Origin of the sequence: Arthrobacter sp. CJ23 (assembly GCF_024741795.1) — a bacterium.
GTDB lineage: Bacteria > Actinomycetota > Actinomycetes > Actinomycetales > Micrococcaceae > Arthrobacter.
In genome coordinates, this window is sequence record NZ_CP102950.1 from 4,026,061 (window position 1) to 4,042,769 (window position 16,709).

The following is a 16,709-nucleotide window of genomic DNA, read 5'->3' on the forward strand; positions in this document are numbered from 1 at the left end:
GATAGAGTCAAGGGAAATATCGATAATGAAGGACGAGGTTTGACAACGATGTCTAATCGTTACCAATCTGAGGTCACCAACAGCCGGCCAACGATGCGGCACGTGGCAGCGCTGGCCGGTGTAGGTATCAAGACGGTGTCGCGCGTCATGAATGATGAACCAGGCGTTTCGGAGGCCACGCGGCTCCGTGTCCTCGGCGCCTCGCAGCAGCTCAACTACCAGCTGGACATGGCTGCCGGCAGCCTCCGGCGGACAGGCCGCCAGACACTGAGTATCGGCCTGCTGCTGCCCAGTGTCTCCAACCCGTTCAGCGGAGAGATCCATCGCGCGCTGGAAGACGCGCTCGCCCTTCGCGGGATCGCTGTCTTCGCCGCCAGTTTGGATGATGATCCACAGCGGGAGAAAGCGCTGGTGGAAGCCTTCCTGCGCCGGCGCGTGGACGGGCTCGTGCTGACGCCGATAGCCAAGAGCCAGGCCTACGTCATCCCCGAGCATTCGCGGGACCTGCCGATGGTCTTCATCGACCGCGAACCGGTCGGCATCGATGCGGACGCGGTGGTGACGGACAACGCCGTGGGCGGGGCGAAGGCCGCCGCGCATTTGCTGGCGCAGGGGCACCGGAAGCTCGCGTACCTAGGTGACCGCACGGAAATCCAGACCGCCAGGGAGCGGAGGCGGGGCTTTATCGAGGAGCTCGGCCGGGCGGGTGTGGCGACGTCGGCCGTTCCTGTTCGCGAAGGGCTCCACAACGAGGAGTCGGCACGGCTGGCAGCGCGGGAGTTGCTGGCCTCCGAGAACCCGCCCACGGCAATTTTTTCCAGCCAGAACCTCGTCACGTTCGGGGTGATGCGGGCCCTCAAGGAACTGGGTGCAAGCCGGCGCGTGGCGCTGGTGGGGTTTGACGACTTCACCCTGGCCGACATGATGGAGCCGGGGATCACTGTCATTGCCCAGCACCCTGAGCGGATCGGCAAGCTCGCGGCCCAGCGGATCCTTGCCAGAATCGATGGCGATCACGGAGCCGCGCAAACCTACGTCGTCCCGTCGGAACTGATCACCAGAGGATCCGGCGAGATCCGGCCGCTGGACTGACAACTACCGCCCTTCAGAACACTCGGAACCAACAGAGCAAAGGACTGGACATGACCAAAACGCTGTACGCGGAATTCACCGTCAAGCACGGCAGCGAAGCCAGAGTGGCTGAGATGATGGCCGAGCTGACTGGCCACGTCCGCCGGGAACCGGGGAACGTCATGTTCCTGCCCTACACCCGGGAGACAAACCCGCGGGAGTACTTCGTTTTCGAGGTCTACCGGGATGAGCCTGCATTCCAGGAGCACATCAGCGCGGAATACGGCCGAACGTTCAATGCGGAACTTGCCGATCACATCGAAGGCGACGGCTCTGTCCTGACCTGGCTCCAGCCGCTGGCTTGACTCTAGAAATCGTCGGTACTGGTGCCGCAGCGAATCCCTTGCCGATCGTCGGCGTCGGATCAGACACGACGGCCTGGGTCCAGGTACATCGTTGTCAGTGGCAGAGCGCCGGAACACGTCGCCCCGTTCCCGGTGAGTACCGGGGCGATGGTGGCGACGGCACTGATGACGGAAAGGATCGCGGGCAGGATCGCCAGCGCGCAGAAGACGGTGGCCGCGCCTATGGCCAAGCGCGGTCGGCCATAGGCGCGGATGGAAGGGCACAGGGAGGCTTAGGCCTTAGCGGCCTTCACGAAGGCGCTCACCAAGGCGAGGTCCTTCACTCCGCGGGAGGACTCGACGCCGGAGGAGACATCCACGCCCCAGGCGCCTGCCGCTTCCGCGGCCTGGGCAACGTTGTCCGGGGCGAGCCCGCCGGCCAGCAACCACTTGCGCCCACCGAGGCCCTTGGCCTGGACCGAGGCGTAGTCCCAGGACTCCCCCGATCCCGGCACGGCGGCGTCGATCAGGAACACTTCCTCGCCCAGGTCCCCGAACTCCTCGGCAGCGGCACCCATGGTGACGGCCCGGATGAGCCGCATGCCGGCGTCGTGCACTGTTGTGACATCCTCGGCAGTGCGGTGACCGTGCAACTGGACCCATTCCAGGCCCGCGGCGCGCGCAGTGGCGACGGCGTCGGCGGCGGGCTCGTGGCGGAAGACGCCCACCGCGACAACGCCGTCGGGCACGCCCGGAAGCAGCCCGCGGACCTGCTCCGGCGTGACTTCGCGCGGGCTGGCGGTGAGCACAAAGCCGACGGCGTCCGCCCCGGCGTCCACCGCGGCCTGGACAGACTCGGCCGTGCTCAGGCCACACACTTTGACGAACATTCCGATGCCTCCAAGCAATTTCCTTCATATGACGTTAGCAAGCGCCTGTGCCGCCGCCGAACCCGGGGCCCTCGCATGGGCCCACGCCGCCAGGGTTCCCTGGGCGAGCGGAGCGAGTCTAGGGAGGCGGCGGGGACTAGTACTACAGCCGCGTTTATTTTCCCGCTTACCGTTGTCTGTAGTGGTGTTTGCGGGCGGTGTGTTGGTGTTTTCGGCGCCAGCGTGAGCGGCCCAGGACATGGCCGGGGTCGGGGATGCGGGCCCAGGCGAGGCGGGTGATGAGGTGCCGGATTTCGGGCAGGGAGAGCGCTACGAGGTCTTCCGGCCCGGTTCCGGCGCCCCTTTTTTGGCCTTGACGGCGGTGAGGAAGGCGTGGGCGAGCATGGACAGGGTGATGTGCCGGTACCAGCCGGTGTACTGGCGGACCTGGTAGTGGTCCAGGCCGGCCTCGCCCTTGGCGGTCTGGAAGGTTTCCTCGATCGACCAGCGGATCCCGGCGATCCGGGCCATTTCGGCCAGGGCGACGCGTTTGGGGGTGTGGCAGATGAAGTACGCGAGCTCGGAAGGGTTGGCCAGGTTGCGGCGGGCCAGCAGCCAGTGTTCGGCCCGGCCGTCTTCGGCGCCGTTGATCCTTACCCTGGCCCAGGCGTAGTCGCGGATCCCCTTGGAGCCCTCGCCGGCGGAGCGGGTCCGCCACGCGGACGGGACCAGGTCCGCGACCGCCGCGTCGGCGCGCTTTTCGGTGCCGAGGAAGGATCCGTCCTTGACCACGACGCGCTGGGAGACCGGGACCGCGAGGACGTAGTAGATCCCGCGGTCCTCCAGGGCACGGCGCAGCCGGTGGTACTGCCCGTAGACGGCGTCCCCGGCCGCCCATTTCGCCGGGACCCCGGCGTCCAGGGCCCGTTCGATCATGTCGATGGCCAGGGCCGGTTTGGTCTTGAACCCGCGGCCGGCCGGGATGCCGGCTCCCGCGCACCGGTCCGGATCATCCGTCCATTCCTTGGGCAGGTACAGTTCCCGGTCCAGGAACGTCCGCCCGTGCCTGGTGGCGTAGCTGAGGAACACGCCGATCTGGCAGTTCTCCACCCGGCCCGCGGTCCCCGAGTACTGGCGGGCGACCCCGGCGGACCGCCGGCCCTTCTTCAGGAAGCCGGTCTCGTCCACGACCAGCACCCCGTCCGGGTCTCCGATCTTGTCCACGACGTAGGAGCACAGATCGTCCCGCAGCCCGTCCGGGTCCCAGTCCGTGCTTGAGAGCAGCCGCTGCATCCGGTCCGGAACCCGGTGGCCGGCACGCTCCGAGAGCGTCCAGGAGTTCTTCCGTTCCTCCTCCGAGAGCAGCCCCCGCACATACTCCACCGCGTTCGCCCGCGGCTCCGACCGGGCGAACCTGCCCCCGATCAGCTCCCCGACCTCGACCAAACCATCGGCCCATTCCCGCACATCCGCCACGCAAATATCATCACCCACCCGACAGGATTAACACGGATGGGCCCTGAAATCCGGTTAAAACGCCGATGCGCGGGAAAATAAACGCGACTGTAGTACTAGCGCCTGGTCCGCTCCCAAACTTCGCTTCGCTCAGTTCGGGGCCCTCGCATGGGCCCACGCCGCCAGGGTTCCCTGGGCGAGCGGAGCGAGTCTAGGGAGGCGGCGGGGACTAGGCTTAGCCCATGGAGATCATCCGTTTTGCTGACATCCGACCCGAACCGTGGCGCAACGGCGGCGGGGTGACGCGCGAGCTGGCCAGCAGCCCGAAGGCGGCATCGTCGCAGGACGGCGCCTGGGATTGGCGCGTCAGCATCGCGGAGGTCTCCAAAGCCGGCGACTTCTCGGCCTTCCCCGGCATGGAGCGGGTCATCACGGTGATCGACGGCGAGCTGCTGCTGCTGACTGTCGACGGCGGCGAGCACCCCCTGGAGAAGTACCGCCCCTTCCGTTTCTCCGGCGAAGCGGCTTCCCACGGAGCACTGCCCACTGGCGACATCCGTGACCTCAACGTCATCGCCAAAAAGGGCGCCTACAAGGGCCACACGGCCATCATCGAGCTCTCCAAGAAGCGGGCGCACCCCGTGTTCGAGGGCCAGCTGGCGATCCTGCTCGAGGGCAAGGCCGCCGTGGTTCCGGGAGCTGAGCCGGAAGCGGCCCCGGAAGATGCCGACGCTGCCCCCGCAGCACCTGCCGAACCCGTGGATCTCGCACGCTACGACGCCGTGGTGGGCTCCGGCCTCCACACCCCGGAGATCCTGGGCCGCGGCTTCCTGGCCGTGGTGTCGATCGACGCGGTCCCGCACGCGCACTAGCCACGCACGAGGCTCGGCGCGCGCTGGGCACTGAATGGGTGACGCTGGCCACCATGAGTGGCCACCCGGCGCCGGGCTTGCTAGCCTGAAAGCAAGGTTCCCCTCCGGAACCTCCGGACGACGGTTCAGTACCCGGCACGCGACAAGACTGGCCAAAGGAAAACCGTCATGTCCTGGGCCATTCTCATTTTCTCCGGCGCGCTCGAAGCCGTCTGGGCCGCCGCACTCCACCGCTCCAAAGGCTTCCGCAGGCCCGTTCCGGTGCTCGTCTTCCTGGTCTCGGTCATCGCCAGCACCGCCGGCCTTGCGGTCGCCATGCAGTCCATCCCCACCGGCACCGCCTACGCGGTATGGGTGGGCGTCGGCGTGGTGCTGACCTCCGCCTACGCGATCATCACCAAAGTCGAGCGCCCGACGGCGGCCCGCCTGCTGCTGCTCTTCGGCATCGCCGCGTGCGTGGTCGGCCTGAAGGTGGTGGCGTAGCCATGGCGGCGAAGACCGGTTTCGCCTGGACCGTCCTGCTGGCCTCCGCCGTGCTCGAAGCCGTCTGGGCCACGGCGCTGGGCCTGTCCGACGGTTTCACCCGCTTGGCGCCCACACTGGTGTTCGCCGTGACGGCGGCACTGAGCATGGTGGGGCTCGGCCTGGCCGTGAAGCGCATCCCGCTCGGCACGGCCTACGCCGTCTGGGTGGGGATCGGCGCGGCACTGACGGTCGGCTGGGCAATGGCCACCGGCGTCGAACCCGCCAGCCCGCTCAAGCTGCTGTTCATCGCCGGAATCGTGGGCTGCGCCGCCGGGCTGAAGGCCCTTCCGGCGAGCAAGTACGAGGCGGTCAGCGAACACACTGAATCGGGCCGGCGTTAGGCCGCCCGGGCCGCGGAACCTGGCCCTAGGCTTCGCTGCGCTCCGTAATCCACCAACCGATGCCGAGTGGAATCAGGTACCAAAGGGTCAACGACGAGACCACTTCCAGAGCCGAAGGCGCCTCCGGCCCTCCAAGCAATGCACTCATGGCCGTGATCGTGCTGAGGTAGCCGCTTGCGTCCGGGAGGAGGGTAAGGATGAGCCCGTTTCCGACAAGACTGACGAGTATGACAGTGATGATTGCCAAGGCAGTACGGCGGATCGCTGCGGCGAGAGCCACGCCGAACAGCATGCTCAAGAGGCACGATGCCAGGCCGGATAGAAGCTCCTGCCCCACACCGTCGAAGGCTCCTCCGGTCGCCGTTCCCCCACCGCCCAGGGCCGCAGCCACAACAGCCGACAGCAGGAACACAAAAAGCTGAAGGGCCACAGCCAGCACGGCGGCGGCAAGGACCTTGGCCCAGAACTGCCCGGTCCGGCCCCGCAACAGCGGGTAGTAAACATGTGTTGTTCGGTGGGCCGAATCGGAGGTCATGCCAAGGATGCCGATGAGCGGCATGGCCAGCGCGGTGAAGAGCCCGATGCTCCCGGCCAGGCTGGCGAAGGTAATGGAGGTGCCTTGGCCTGTGCTGACGACGGCAAAACCGACCACCAGCGCCACAGCGATGACAGCCAGTACCGCAAAGATGGCGAGGGAACTGCGGGTATCCACCAGCTTGCGGATTTCGACGGCGACCAGCCGGGAAAATCCGATCCTCCGGCCTTGGCCGCCAGGAACTGTCGCTGGCTGGAGGGTGTGCTGGCTCATCGGATCGGCTCCAGGTTGTTGTTGCGGCTGCTGAATTCCCCGGACGTCAGGGCAAGGAACTTCTCCTCAAGCGCCGACTCTGTGATGTTGGACAGGTGGGTGAGCACCACCTCGAACTCAAGGCAGGCCCGGCCGATGTCCTCCGGGGTGGCGTCAATGAGGAAATCCCGCCCGGAGGGGTCAACGTTCCACCCGCGCACCCTGCAGGCTTCCTTGAGGCGGTCGGGTTCGACCGCGGTGGCCTTTGTCCTGGAACTGACGCTGAACTCTGCGGCAGTGCCGGACGCGACGATCCGCCCGCGGTCGATCATGACAATATGGTCCGCCACGGCCTGCATGTCGCGGAGGAGGTGACTGGAAAGCAGCACCGTGCCGCCCTGGGCGCTGAAGTGTTTGAGGAAGTTCCTGGCCCAGAGGGCGCCATCGGCGTCGAGTCCGTTGGTGGGCTCGTCCATAACCAGGAACTGCGGTCCGGCGAGGAGGGCCATGCCAAAGACCAGCCGCTGCCGCATCCCCAGGGACAGTGAGCCCACCCGTTTTCTCCGGACTGATCCGAGGCCCGTAACGCTGAGGGCGTGTTCGACGGCGGAACGCGGCACGTCCCGCAGCATGGCGTTCAGCTTCAGGGTCTCCTGCAGCGAGCGGCCCGGGTGCAACGCCGTGGGGTCCAGGACGAAGCCGATGGTACGACCGGGACTTTCGAGGTCCTGGCGCCGGTGTCCGTCGAAGAACACTTCGCCGGCGTCGGCATGCGTCAGTCCGGCCGCAATACGAAGCGCCGTGGACTTGCCCGCACCGTTCGGCCCGAGGAATCCGGTAATGGATCCCCGCGGGCAGTCAAAGCTGACGGAGTCCACCACGTTCCGCCCGGCATATGCCTTGGTGACCCCGGAAAAGGAGATTCCTGAAACGGCCTCAGACGCCAACCCCAATGGAGAATTCCTTCCGTACACGCAGGCGCATCCCCTATGGCCCCGTTGAAGGTATCACTAAAAACGATTGACTAAACAAGCGGCCTGTAACGTGACGGCGACGTCAATAGGCGGCCGGTTTACGCTTTTGCCATGGATTCCCCCGAGATAACGCAGGCTCTCGCCGCCCTCAGACACAGACTGGACGGCGGCCGGCGGATTGTTCTGGGCCTCACGGGCGCGCCCGGCTCCGGCAAGTCCACGTCCGCGCGCAGCTGGATGAGGTCTGGTTCATGGACACGCCTCCCGCGCTGCGGCTGGCCAGGCTTGTAGACCGGCACGTGCAGTTCGGCATGGAACGGGCGGAGGCGTGGGCGTGGGCGGCGGGACCGGATGAGTCCAACGCCGTGGCGATCGAGGCGACGCGCCAGGCTGCCGACCGGATCATCCCGTGCCAGCTAGACACCGGCCAGGAATACAGGGGGAAGGGCCGAGGTTCTTGGCTGTGACACCCAGCCCACAAAGGAATGGAACGCGCTCATGACTGCACCATCGCTACACCTCGGCGACGGCCTCACCGTCAGCCCCCTGGGATTCGGCGGAATGGCTCTCACCACGGTCTACGGCGAGGTTGACCCGCACGAATCCCTCAAGACCCTCCACCATGCCGTAGATGCGGGAGTCACCTTCATCGACACCGCGGACGTCTACGGCGCGGGCGGCAACGAGGAGCTGATCGCCAAACTGCTCAAACAACGCCGCAGCGAGGTCCAACTGGCCAGCAAGTTCGGAATCGTAGGCAACCCCCGCGACGGCTACACGGACGTCCGCGGCGACGCCGCCTACGTAAAGCAGGCCGTTGAAGCGAGCCTCCGACGCCTGGGCACCGACGTGATCGACCTCTACTACATGCACCGCCGTGACCTCCGCGTTCCGATTGTGGAAACCGTGGAGGCCATGGCGGAGCTTGTCCGGGAAGGCAAGATCCGGCACCTCGGCCTGTCTGAAGTGACAGCCGAGGAGCTCAGGGAAGCAGACGCCGTGCACCCGATCGCCGCAGTACAGAGCGAATGGTCCATCTGGAGCCGGGACGTGGAAAGCAACGTCGTCCCGGCTGCGGCAGAGTTGGGCGTGGGCTTCGTGCCGTATTCGCCGCTCGGCCGGGGATTCCTGACCGGAACCGTCAGCGCCGAGCAACTCGGTGACAACGATTTCCGGCACCGGATCCCCCGTTTTGCCGACGGCGCCCTGGATGCCAACCAGGGCGTTGTTGCCGCGGTGCGATCCGTGGCAGCGGAGCTGTCCGGGACCACCGGGCGGGATGCAACTCCCGCGCAGGTGGCCCTGGCCTGGCTCTTCGCGCAGGGCCGCCGGCTTCAGCTGCCGGTGGTCCCCATCCCCGGCACACGCAAAGCGCACCGGATCGACGAAAACCTCGGCGCCCTGTCCCTTGAGCTGAGTGCCGCCCAGCTGGGCGTGCTCGACGACGCCGCGGACGCCGTCGTCGGCTCACGCTCCGCGGACCCCAAGTGGGTGTCGCAGGGCCGCGAGTAGTCCGCCCGCCGCTTCCGTAGAGTGGGCGGATGGAATCGATTATTCACTCATTGCGTGACATCACCATCCGCAGCATCTCCGTCAGCGAGATGAACAACAACGTTTACCTGCTGACCTCGAAGGCCAGCGGCGCACAGCTGCTGATTGATGCCGCGGACGACCTTCCGGCCATCCAGGCGATGCTGGCGGACTCGGCCGCGGACACCACGGCCGAACCCAGGCTGGTGCAGATTGCAACGACGCACCAGCACTGGGACCACGTCCGGGCGCTGCCGGGCCTGGTGAAGGCCACGGGCGCCAGGACGTCGGCGGGCGCAGATGACGCCCCCGAACTGCCCGTGCCCGTCGATGTGGTGCTGGATCACGGGGATGTCAGCACCTTCGACGGGATCGAGGTCACCGCAGTGCACTTGCGCGGGCACACCCCGGGGTCCATCGCGTTTGTGTACGAGGATCCGGAAGGGCCGGCCCACATTTTCAGCGGCGACTCGTTGTTCCCCGGCGGCGTGGGCAATACGGGCAATGACCCCGTGCGCTTCACGTCGCTGCTGGACGACGTCACCGAGCGGCTGTTCGAGGCCTACCCGGACGACACTGTGGTGCATCCGGGCCATGGCGCACCCACCACCTTGGGTGCCGAGCGGCCGCACCTGGCGGAATGGCGCGCCCGCGGCTGGTAGGGCACCAGCCTCGAGGCACCAGCCGAAACTTGCGGGGCCTTAGCGGCCGCGGCGCTCATTGGACGCCGGAGCCGAGGCGCGGCGCGGGCCGCTGCGGGCCGGACGGCCGGAGCCGGAGCCCCCGCGGCCTGCGTTGCCGGAACCGGCACCGTAGGATCCGCCGGACGTCGCACCGGTAGCGGAAGACCACACGGCCTTGTTGCCCGTGCTGCGCGTGGAGGTGGCGGATTCCGTGCGCGGAGCCGACGCCGAACGCTGGCCACCCGCGGCACGCTGGCCCGTTGCGGGACGGCCCGAACGGCTGTTCTGGCCCTGGGCACCGGCAACGTCGTTGCGGTGGCCCGAGCCGGCAGCGCCGCGGCCACGCGGGCTGCGTGCGACATCGTCGTTCGCTGCTGCGCGGCGGTCCGCACGGTTGATGTCGGTGCGGACGGGCTCGGCGCCGACCTTGCCACGGCCACCGCGTCCACCACGGCCACCCGCGGTGGGTGCGGCCTGGGTGGTGCGGCGGCTGCGCTTGCGCTGGGCATTGGCACCGGTGGAGGTGCCGCCGCCCTGTGCCGGAGCCTTGGCTGCGAGCAGTGCCGCACGGGTGCGCGGGTCAACCTTGTCCGCCACGTCGCCCACGAGCTCGGCGACCAGCGGGGAGTTGGCCGTCACGCGCTCGAAGGAGACGTCCACGCCGGCAGCCTTCATGAGCTTCTTGACGTCGGCCTGCTGCTCCGGGAGGGTCAGCGTGACCACGGTGCCGTCGGAACCTGCGCGGGCCGTACGGCCGGAGCGGTGCAGGTATGCCTTGTGCTCCGTGGGCGGGTCCACGTGGATGACCAGTTCGACGTCGTCCACGTGCACGCCGCGGGCCGCGACGTCGGTGGCCACCAGGACGCGGACCTCGCCGCTGGAGAACTCGGCCAGGTTGCGGTCACGGGCGTTCTGCGACAGGTTGCCGTGCAGGTCCACGGCGGGGATGCCGCAGTCGGTCAGGGTCTTGGCCAGCTTGCGGGCGTGGTGCTTGGTGCGCATGAAGAGGACGCGGCGGCCGGCGCCGGAAGCCAGTTCCACGATCAGCTGCTTCTTGACGGTCTGGTCGTTGACCACCAGGACGTGGTGTTCCATGGTGGTGACGGCGGCCTGGGGATCGTCCACGGAGTGCGTCAGCGGGTTGGACAGGTAACGGTTGACCAGCTTGTCAACACCGTTGTCCAGCGTTGCCGAGAAGAGCAGGCGCTGGCCCTGGGCGGGGGTCATGTCCATGAGCTTCTTGACCACCGGGAGGAAGCCGAGGTCGGCCATGTGGTCGGCCTCGTCCAGCACGGTCACCTCGACGGCTTCGAGGGTCAGGATGCGCTGGCGGATGAGGTCTTCGAGGCGGCCCGGGCAGGCGATGACGATGTCGACGCCGGCGCGCAGCGCCTTTTCCTGGCGGGCCTGTGAGATGCCGCCGTAGATCACCGTGGTGTTCAAGCCCATGGCCTTGGCCAGCGGCTCGATGGTGGCGTTGATCTGCGTGGCCAGCTCGCGGGTGGGTGCGAGCACCAGGCCCAGGGGGCGGCCGGGCTTGCGGAAGTACTTGGCTTCGCGCTCGGCGAGGCGTGCCACGAGCGGGATGGCGAAGGCGATGGTCTTGCCGGAGCCGGTGCGGCCACGGCCCAGGACGTCGCGGCCCGCGAGGGTGTCCGGGAGGGTCTTGACCTGGATGGGGAAGGCCTCTTCGATGCCATCAGCGGCGAGGGACTCGGCGATGGCCTTGGGCGTGCCAAGGGCAGCAAAAGTAGTCATGTGTTTCTTGGGTCTTTCTGGCGGTGTCCAGCGGACATCGTCCCCCGACGCCGGTTGGGCCAAGGGTTCGCCGAGGAAAAAGTCAGTGATCAACCGGTCGGCATGAAGCCGTGGCCGGGACCAGAGAGAACGCGTTCATCGACGCAGGATGTGCCTCTCACATGAAAAAAGCCCACAACCCGAATCCGGGAACTGCCAGATTCGGAACAAAGCGGGCATCACTGCACATCAAGTAGATCCAGTTTAGCAGCAGCGGGGTTGTGGCCCTGACGCGCCGCCCTGCCCTGCCCGCAAACGCTCGCCGCCGGGGAGCGAATCAGGGGAGGATAAGAGCACAAACTCGAAGGGGCTGGGAACATGAAGCACGACGGCGACGCTCACGTTTTCGGTGCGGGCGGCGGCAGTGCCGCGGAAATCTGGGACGAAAAATACCGCGGCAAGCCGCAGGTCTGGAGCGGGAACCCCAATCCGCAGCTCGTCCTCGAGGCCTCGGCCCTGGAGCCTGGCACCGCGCTGGATCTGGGCTGCGGCGAAGGTGCCGACGCGATCTGGCTCGCCGGGCGCGGCTGGACCGTCACCGCCGTCGACGTCTCCGCCGTCGCGCTTGAACGCGCAGCCGCCCATGCCGCAGAGGCCGGGCTGCAGGACCGGATCACCTGGCAGGAGCGGGACCTCGCCACGTGGCGGCCGGCCGAGCGCTTTGGCCTGGTCTCGGCCCAGTTCCTGCATTCGCCGCTGCTGCCCTGGCGCGATTCCGTTGCCTCCGCCGCTGCGGCCGTTGCCCCGGGTGGAACGCTTCTGGTGGTGGGGCACCATCCGCAGGGCCTGGCGCCGTGGAGCGGGCATGCCGGCTCGGACATGTTCTTCACTCCGGAGGAACTGGCGGCCGAGCTGAGCCTGGACCGGGGGCCGTGGACGGTCAACGTCCTCGCCTCACGGGAGCGCACGGTCCCGGGCCCGGACGGCCAGGAGGCCACCATCCTCGACACGGTGCTCAGGTGTTCGCGCGAATGATGGAAGCGCCGTCCCGCCGGAGCTGGCTGAGGGTCGGGTCATCGTCCGGGCCGTCCGTGATGATTCCGGCGACCTCCTCAACAGGCATCACCCTGTATCGGGAGGCGACCCCGATTTTTTCGGTGCTCGCGAGAACGTAGGTATCGGCCGCCCGGCTGGCGAGTGCCCGCTTCATGGCGGCCTCGTCAACGTCCCCCGTGGTGAGTCCCTCGGTGGGGTGCACCCCGGTCACCCCGAGCAGGAACAGGTCCGCCGAGACCGCCTGTGCGGCCTCGACCGCGGCGGCACCGCACGTCACTGCCGAATGTTTGAAGAGGCGGCCTCCGAGGAGGAAAACGTCGACGCCGGCGTGCGGCACAAGCGCTGCTGCGATCGTGGGGCTGTGCGTAATGACCGTGCAGGACAAGTCAGGTGCGAGGGCGCGAACGACAGCGAGGGTTGTGGTGCCGCCGTCGAGAATGACGGTGGCTCCCGGCCGGATGAGGCGGGCAGCGCACAGGGCCACCCGGTCTTTGCTCTCCGGCTGTACATGGGTTCTGGCGGCGTAGTCCGCAATCGCCGGCGAAACCGGCAGGGCTCCGCCATAGACGCGTTGGCATAGCCCGGCCGCTGCGAGTTCCCGGAGATCACGGCGAACACTGTCATCCGAGAGGCCCAGTTCCGCGGCGATTTCCTTGGCGACGATCTTCCCGTCCTTGGCCAGGCGGCCAAGGAGGACAGCATGGCGTTCAGCAGCGAGCATTCGCGTTCCTTCCGAGTTATGCACGTTCTTGCACTATTCTAATGCCCATGACTGACTCAGCAATTCAACAACAGCTCACCGAGGGACAGCCCGGAGTAGACATCCCGGACAGCCGGGGCCGCACGGGGTTGGACCGTGCGGGGATCGGCCTGCGCCGAAACCCCGACGTTGGCGTGACCCGCGTCGAAGTGACGTCGGAGGGGTGGCATGTCCTGCGTCGAACCACTTTCAGCTACCGGCGGCGCGATGGGCAGGTGGTCACTGAGCAGCGGGAAACGTATGACCGGGGGAACGGCGCAACCATCCTGGTTTACGACCCCGTCCGGAGAACGGTCCTGCTCACCCGGCAGTTCCGGTTCCCCGCCTACGTCAACGAACACCACGACGGCATGCTCATCGAAGCAGCCGCCGGCCTCCTGGATGACGACGCTCCCGATGTTGCGATCCGACGGGAAGCCGCCGAAGAGCTCGGCGTCACGCTGGGGGACCTTCGGCACGTTTTCGACCTCTACATGAGCCCCGGCTCAGTCACAGAACGCATCCACTTCTACGTCGCACCCTACGTTCCGGGCGATCTGTCAGGCCCGGGAGGAGGCCTGCAGGAGGAGGGGGAAGACATCGAGGTGCTCGAGATTCCCTTCGATGAAGCCCTTGCCATGACCTCCGACGGCAGGATCGTGGACGGCAAGACCGTCATCCTCCTGCAGTGGGCCGCCCTAAACCGCCTCTTCTGAGCCGCCTGACGTCAGACCCGGGCGTCTTCAGCGTGCCTGGATCCACGATCGCCTGCCACAACGTCCGGCGCCCTGACGGCAACCCGCGGCGCAACGACCAGCGCGGCGACGGCGATGGCCACGGTCAGCGCGAACACGCCCGCGAAGGAGCCCGCCGTCGTCGTCAATGCCCCAAAGACCAGGCCTGTCACGGCGAGCGAGAGGGCCCCGCCGAGGGAGTCCGAGATGGACATGGCCGAGCTGTTGAAGCCCTGCTCCGCAGGGCTCGAGAGCGCCAGTGTCATGACGCTCAGCCGCGGGTACATGAGCCCCATGCCAGCACCGGCCAGGATCCAGCCGGCGATGGCCACGGCAGCCGGCAGGGCGAGGGCCGCAGTGATGAACGTGAGGGTGACCGCGGCGAGCACCAGCAGGGAACCGGTCCTGACCGCGGCAGCGTGCACTAGCCTGGCGCCCATCCGGCCCTGGACGGTGGACGCCCCGGCCCAGGCAAGCGCGGCGCCGGTGAGGGTGAGCCCGGCGTAGGCCGGGGTGAAGGCGTAGTGCTCGGTAAGCAGGTACGGCAGGTAGACCTCGGCACCGAAGAAGGCGGCGGAGGCGAGCCCGCGCACCAGGATCACGCTCGGCAGGCCGCGGCGGGCAGTGAGTGTGCCGCGCGGAACCAGCGGCCTGACTGCCAGGAGCGCCAGCAAGAGCGCGACGACGGCGATCACCGTGCCGGCCGCCGGAACCTTCCCGGAGAGGTTCAGCCCCAGGACGGCGAGTGCCGCGAGCGCGGCCCAGGCCATGCGCCCAAGGGCCCAGGGGACGGCGGGGCCGCTTGAGTCCGGGGCGGAACGCAGGCCGCGGATGGCCGGAATGACCATGGCCAGTGCCGGCACCACCAGGCCCACCACGCCCAGGAACACCCAGTGCCAGCTGCTGAGCTGGGCCACGACACCCGCCGCAAACGGCCCGATCAACGACGGCACCACCCAGGCGGCGGCGAATGCCGCGAAGATCTTCGCGTGCAGCATGGCCGGGTACACCTGCGCCACCACCACATACAAGGCCACGGTCATGGCGCCGCCGCCCAGACCCTGGACCAAGCGCCCCGCCACGAGCACTTCCATGGTGCCCGCGGTGCCGGCGATCAGCAGCCCGGCCACGAACAGGGCCACGGAGGCGTACAGCGGAGCGGCCGGCCCGCGCCGGTCCGCCCAGTTCCCGGCCGCCACCATGCCGATCACGCCCGTGGCCAGCGGCCCGGCGAAGGCCAGGGCATACAGGCCGGCACCGTCCAGCTCGCGGCTCACCAGCGGCATGATGGTGGTCACGGCCAGGGATTCGAAGGCACCCAGGAACACCAGGGCACACGCGCCCACGGTCGCCAGAAGGTACGGGCGTTGCAGGATGCCGGCAGAGGCGTCGTCTTTGCTCATGGACGCAACGCTAAAAGCTCAACTATGGTTGAGGTCAAGCCCGCAGCCATCCACGGATTCGGAACCATGCCACAGCTCCCCGGCGACGCCCACCATCCCCTCACCATCGGCGAGCTCTCGGAACGGAGCGGTGTGGCGGCGTCGGCCCTTCATTTCTACGAACGCAACGGCCTCATCTCGGCCGTGCGGACCACCGGCAACCAGCGCCGCTACCGGCGGGACATGCTGCGGCGCGTGGCGTTCATCCGGGTGTCCCAGCGCGTGGGCATTCCGCTCAAGGACATCCGGGCCGCCCTCGAGTCGTTGCCGGAGAACCGGACGCCCACCAAGCGCGACTGGTCTCGGCTCTCCGCGCGCTGGCGGAACGAACTCGATGCGCGCATCACCGCCCTGGAGCACCTGCGCCGGGACCTGGACGGGTGCATCGGCTGCGGATGCCTCAGCCTGAAGGCGTGCAGGCTGCAGAACCCGGGCGACGACCTGGGCACGGGCGGCACGGGAGCGCGCCGCTGGGACGGCTGAGCCCTGCACGCTACCCGATCGGCGGGAGCTCCGCGGCCGTCGGCACCACGGCGCCAGTCGCCGTCGAGTCCGGGTTCAGCATCCAGCCGACACGCTTGGCCGTACTCAGCATCACGACGCTTTCGACGAGTTCGATGCCCGGAATGCGCTGCTGGATGGCGAGCTCCATCTCCATGACCTCGGCCAGGGAACGCAGCCACATGATGATCACAAAATTGGTGCTCCCGGTGGTGGACGCCGTGAACCTGACGTTCCTGACGGCGCGCAGTTCGCCAGCCGCGGCTTCATGCTGGCCTGCTGGAACATTCGCGAACCACTGGCAAGTGATGGGATAGCCCGAGAACTGCTGGGCAATTTCGCACCGGAAGGACAGCATCCGGCTCGCCAGCACGCGGCCGAGCTGGCGCTGCACCGTGGCGGGGTGCCGTCCCAGGGCGCGGGCGATTTCCGCGGCGGAGGCCCTTCCGTCCCGGGCGAGGAAGGGAAGGAGCGCCATGTGGCTCGCCGGCAACGGGGTGACAACCGCGTAGGGGGCGGACGGATTGGCCGCTTCCGGCCCGGCCAGGGCACGCAGCGCCTGCTGCTCGGCCCGGCTCAGCACATTGAGCCGCCACGCATAGCCGCTCGTGTGGATCCGCGTGCACAGCGAGGTCCGGTACTTGGTGAGCCCCCGGATTTCCTTGAGCTTGGGCAGTAGCCCGTTGCTGAACTCGCCCAGGTCCTGGGTGATCACGGTCAGCATGAGGTCACGGTTGCTGGCGGCTTCCTCAACCGTGATGACTTCCGGAATGGCTGCGAGCGCGGCGGTGACCCCGGGCCTGAGGTGCATTTCGCAGTCCACGTCCAGCAGTGCAAGGCAGGCATTCTTGGGATCACCCATGAGGTGCGCCGTGGTCCAGGCCGCTCCGGACTCGCGCAGCCGGTCCCACCGCGCCGCCAGCGTGGTGGCATGGACGCCGAGGACGTCCGCGGCGTCCGACCAGCTGATGCGCGGGGAAATCTGCAGGGCGTTGACCAGCCGCAGGTCCTCTTCACTGAGTTCCATCAGCGGTCTCCTCCTAGTCGAT

At 67.8% G+C, this 16,709-nt stretch carries 19 protein-coding genes and 1 riboswitch; of the genes, 11 read left to right on the top strand and 8 right to left on the bottom strand.

What is annotated here, in order from left to right; genetic code table 11:
- The first annotated feature begins 93 nt into the window (after positions 1 to 93).
- Together NVV90_RS18130 and NVV90_RS18135 are read left to right on the top strand one after the other, a co-directional pair.
- Complete coding sequence (locus tag NVV90_RS18130; RefSeq protein ID WP_258441228.1) at positions 94 to 1,092, top strand: LacI family DNA-binding transcriptional regulator; 999 nt, start codon at positions 94 to 96, stop codon at positions 1,090 to 1,092.
- A gap of 50 nt (positions 1,093 to 1,142) precedes the next feature.
- Positions 1,143 to 1,436, top strand: coding sequence for a putative quinol monooxygenase (locus NVV90_RS18135; RefSeq protein ID WP_258438633.1), 294 nt, complete (start codon positions 1,143 to 1,145; stop codon positions 1,434 to 1,436).
- A 272-nt stretch (positions 1,437 to 1,708) separates the two neighbouring features.
- Here the strand turns inward: NVV90_RS18135 and NVV90_RS18140 are convergent, their stop codons facing one another.
- On the bottom strand, positions 1,709 to 2,305 hold the full coding sequence (locus tag NVV90_RS18140; RefSeq protein ID WP_258438634.1) for a phosphoribosylanthranilate isomerase: 597 nt from the start codon (positions 2,303 to 2,305) through the stop codon (positions 1,709 to 1,711).
- 309 nt (positions 2,306 to 2,614) lie between these two features.
- Entirely contained in the window at positions 2,615 to 3,751 is a 1,137-nt protein-coding gene (locus NVV90_RS18145; RefSeq protein WP_258441229.1) for an IS701 family transposase, read from the bottom strand.
- A 230-nt stretch (positions 3,752 to 3,981) separates the two neighbouring features.
- On the opposite strand from NVV90_RS18145, the gene NVV90_RS18150 reads away from it, so the two are divergent.
- The 3 genes from NVV90_RS18150 to NVV90_RS18160 all read left to right on the top strand — a co-directional run bounded on the left by NVV90_RS18150 (position 3,982) and on the right by NVV90_RS18160 (position 5,477).
- Positions 3,982 to 4,611 carry a HutD family protein gene (locus NVV90_RS18150; protein WP_258438635.1) on the top strand — a complete coding sequence of 210 codons (630 nt, stop codon included), beginning with the start codon at positions 3,982 to 3,984 and terminating at the stop codon, positions 4,609 to 4,611.
- A gap of 91 nt (positions 4,612 to 4,702) precedes the next feature.
- A riboswitch (guanidine-III (ykkC-III) riboswitch) is annotated at positions 4,703 to 4,768 on the top strand.
- 11 nt (positions 4,769 to 4,779) lie between these two features.
- Entirely contained in the window at positions 4,780 to 5,094 is a 315-nt protein-coding gene (locus NVV90_RS18155) for a multidrug efflux SMR transporter (protein ID WP_258438636.1), read from the top strand.
- A 2-nt stretch (positions 5,095 to 5,096) separates the two neighbouring features.
- Positions 5,097 to 5,477: a multidrug efflux SMR transporter gene (locus tag NVV90_RS18160; RefSeq protein WP_258438637.1), complete on the top strand. Its 381-nt coding sequence runs from the start codon at positions 5,097 to 5,099 to the stop codon at positions 5,475 to 5,477.
- Between the two features lie 25 nt (positions 5,478 to 5,502).
- Here NVV90_RS18160 and NVV90_RS18165 read toward each other — a convergent pair whose 3' ends face one another.
- Positions 5,503 to 6,285 carry a hypothetical protein gene (locus NVV90_RS18165; RefSeq protein ID WP_258438638.1) on the bottom strand — a complete coding sequence of 261 codons (783 nt, stop codon included), beginning with the start codon at positions 6,283 to 6,285 and terminating at the stop codon, positions 5,503 to 5,505.
- Entirely contained in the window at positions 6,282 to 7,217 is a 936-nt protein-coding gene (locus NVV90_RS18170) for an ABC transporter ATP-binding protein (RefSeq protein ID WP_258438639.1), read from the bottom strand. The genes NVV90_RS18165 and NVV90_RS18170 overlap by 4 nt, the downstream gene beginning before the upstream one ends.
- A gap of 272 nt (positions 7,218 to 7,489) precedes the next feature.
- On the opposite strand from NVV90_RS18170, the gene NVV90_RS18175 reads away from it, so the two are divergent.
- Genes NVV90_RS18175 through NVV90_RS18185 form a run of 3 tightly spaced genes read left to right on the top strand, consistent with a single transcriptional unit; the run spans position 7,490 to position 9,430 of the window.
- Entirely contained in the window at positions 7,490 to 7,705 is a 216-nt protein-coding gene (locus tag NVV90_RS18175; protein ID WP_258438640.1) for a hypothetical protein, read from the top strand.
- A 31-nt stretch (positions 7,706 to 7,736) separates the two neighbouring features.
- A complete protein-coding gene (locus NVV90_RS18180) occupies positions 7,737 to 8,750 on the top strand; it encodes an aldo/keto reductase (protein ID WP_258438641.1) in 1,014 nt (337 codons plus the stop codon).
- 29 nt (positions 8,751 to 8,779) lie between these two features.
- Positions 8,780 to 9,430 carry an MBL fold metallo-hydrolase gene (locus NVV90_RS18185; RefSeq protein ID WP_258438642.1) on the top strand — a complete coding sequence of 217 codons (651 nt, stop codon included), beginning with the start codon at positions 8,780 to 8,782 and terminating at the stop codon, positions 9,428 to 9,430.
- 39 nt (positions 9,431 to 9,469) lie between these two features.
- Here the strand turns inward: NVV90_RS18185 and NVV90_RS18190 are convergent, their stop codons facing one another.
- A complete protein-coding gene (locus tag NVV90_RS18190) occupies positions 9,470 to 11,209 on the bottom strand; it encodes a DEAD/DEAH box helicase (protein WP_258438643.1) in 1,740 nt (579 codons plus the stop codon).
- A gap of 357 nt (positions 11,210 to 11,566) precedes the next feature.
- Here NVV90_RS18190 and NVV90_RS18195 point away from each other — a divergent pair, with 357 nt between their 5' ends.
- Positions 11,567 to 12,223, top strand: coding sequence for a cyclopropane-fatty-acyl-phospholipid synthase family protein (locus tag NVV90_RS18195; RefSeq protein ID WP_258438644.1), 657 nt, complete (start codon positions 11,567 to 11,569; stop codon positions 12,221 to 12,223).
- Here NVV90_RS18195 and NVV90_RS18200 read toward each other — a convergent pair.
- Entirely contained in the window at positions 12,204 to 12,965 is a 762-nt protein-coding gene (locus tag NVV90_RS18200) for a DeoR/GlpR family DNA-binding transcription regulator (protein ID WP_258438645.1), read from the bottom strand. The two genes, NVV90_RS18195 and NVV90_RS18200, sit on opposite strands and share 20 nt — an antisense overlap.
- A gap of 47 nt (positions 12,966 to 13,012) precedes the next feature.
- Here NVV90_RS18200 and NVV90_RS18205 point away from each other — a divergent pair, with 47 nt between their 5' ends.
- The gene (locus tag NVV90_RS18205) at positions 13,013 to 13,699 is read left to right on the top strand and encodes an NUDIX domain-containing protein (RefSeq protein WP_258438646.1); all 687 of its coding nucleotides are present in this window, start codon (positions 13,013 to 13,015) and stop codon (positions 13,697 to 13,699) included.
- 11 nt (positions 13,700 to 13,710) lie between these two features.
- Here the strand turns inward: NVV90_RS18205 and NVV90_RS18210 are convergent, their stop codons facing one another.
- Positions 13,711 to 15,120: an MFS transporter gene (locus NVV90_RS18210; protein WP_258438647.1), complete on the bottom strand. Its 1,410-nt coding sequence runs from the start codon at positions 15,118 to 15,120 to the stop codon at positions 13,711 to 13,713.
- A 24-nt stretch (positions 15,121 to 15,144) separates the two neighbouring features.
- On the opposite strand from NVV90_RS18210, the gene soxR reads away from it, so the two are divergent.
- Positions 15,145 to 15,642 carry a redox-sensitive transcriptional activator SoxR gene (soxR, locus tag NVV90_RS18215; RefSeq protein WP_396125321.1) on the top strand — a complete coding sequence of 166 codons (498 nt, stop codon included), beginning with the start codon at positions 15,145 to 15,147 and terminating at the stop codon, positions 15,640 to 15,642.
- Between the two features lie 10 nt (positions 15,643 to 15,652).
- Here the strand turns inward: soxR and NVV90_RS18220 are convergent, their stop codons facing one another.
- Positions 15,653 to 16,687 carry an Lrp/AsnC family transcriptional regulator gene (locus NVV90_RS18220; protein WP_258438648.1) on the bottom strand — a complete coding sequence of 345 codons (1,035 nt, stop codon included), beginning with the start codon at positions 16,685 to 16,687 and terminating at the stop codon, positions 15,653 to 15,655.
- Positions 16,688 to 16,709 lie beyond the last annotated feature (22 nt).

Bases quoted from the DNA above. Each gene is read 5' to 3' on its own strand.
- NVV90_RS18130 (WP_258441228.1), top strand. From the start codon at position 94: ATGCGGCACGTGGCAGCGCTGGCCGGTGTAGGTATCAAGACGGTGTCG.
- NVV90_RS18135 (WP_258438633.1), top strand. From the start codon at position 1,143: ATGACCAAAACGCTGTACGCGGAATTCACCGTCAAGCACGGCAGCGAA.
- NVV90_RS18140 (WP_258438634.1), bottom strand. From the start codon at position 2,305: ATGTTCGTCAAAGTGTGTGGCCTGAGCACGGCCGAGTCTGTCCAGGCC.
- NVV90_RS18150 (WP_258438635.1), top strand. From the start codon at position 3,982: ATGGAGATCATCCGTTTTGCTGACATCCGACCCGAACCGTGGCGCAAC.
- NVV90_RS18155 (WP_258438636.1), top strand. From the start codon at position 4,780: ATGTCCTGGGCCATTCTCATTTTCTCCGGCGCGCTCGAAGCCGTCTGG.
- NVV90_RS18160 (WP_258438637.1), top strand. From the start codon at position 5,097: ATGGCGGCGAAGACCGGTTTCGCCTGGACCGTCCTGCTGGCCTCCGCC.
- NVV90_RS18165 (WP_258438638.1), bottom strand. From the start codon at position 6,285: ATGAGCCAGCACACCCTCCAGCCAGCGACAGTTCCTGGCGGCCAAGGC.
- NVV90_RS18175 (WP_258438640.1), top strand. From the start codon at position 7,490: ATGGACACGCCTCCCGCGCTGCGGCTGGCCAGGCTTGTAGACCGGCAC.
- NVV90_RS18180 (WP_258438641.1), top strand. From the start codon at position 7,737: ATGACTGCACCATCGCTACACCTCGGCGACGGCCTCACCGTCAGCCCC.
- NVV90_RS18185 (WP_258438642.1), top strand. From the start codon at position 8,780: ATGGAATCGATTATTCACTCATTGCGTGACATCACCATCCGCAGCATC.
- NVV90_RS18190 (WP_258438643.1), bottom strand. From the start codon at position 11,209: ATGACTACTTTTGCTGCCCTTGGCACGCCCAAGGCCATCGCCGAGTCC.
- NVV90_RS18195 (WP_258438644.1), top strand. From the start codon at position 11,567: ATGAAGCACGACGGCGACGCTCACGTTTTCGGTGCGGGCGGCGGCAGT.
- NVV90_RS18200 (WP_258438645.1), bottom strand. From the start codon at position 12,965: ATGCTCGCTGCTGAACGCCATGCTGTCCTCCTTGGCCGCCTGGCCAAG.
- NVV90_RS18205 (WP_258438646.1), top strand. From the start codon at position 13,013: ATGACTGACTCAGCAATTCAACAACAGCTCACCGAGGGACAGCCCGGA.
- NVV90_RS18210 (WP_258438647.1), bottom strand. From the start codon at position 15,120: ATGAGCAAAGACGACGCCTCTGCCGGCATCCTGCAACGCCCGTACCTT.
- soxR (WP_396125321.1), top strand. From the start codon at position 15,145: ATGGTTGAGGTCAAGCCCGCAGCCATCCACGGATTCGGAACCATGCCA.
- NVV90_RS18220 (WP_258438648.1), bottom strand. From the start codon at position 16,687: ATGGAACTCAGTGAAGAGGACCTGCGGCTGGTCAACGCCCTGCAGATT.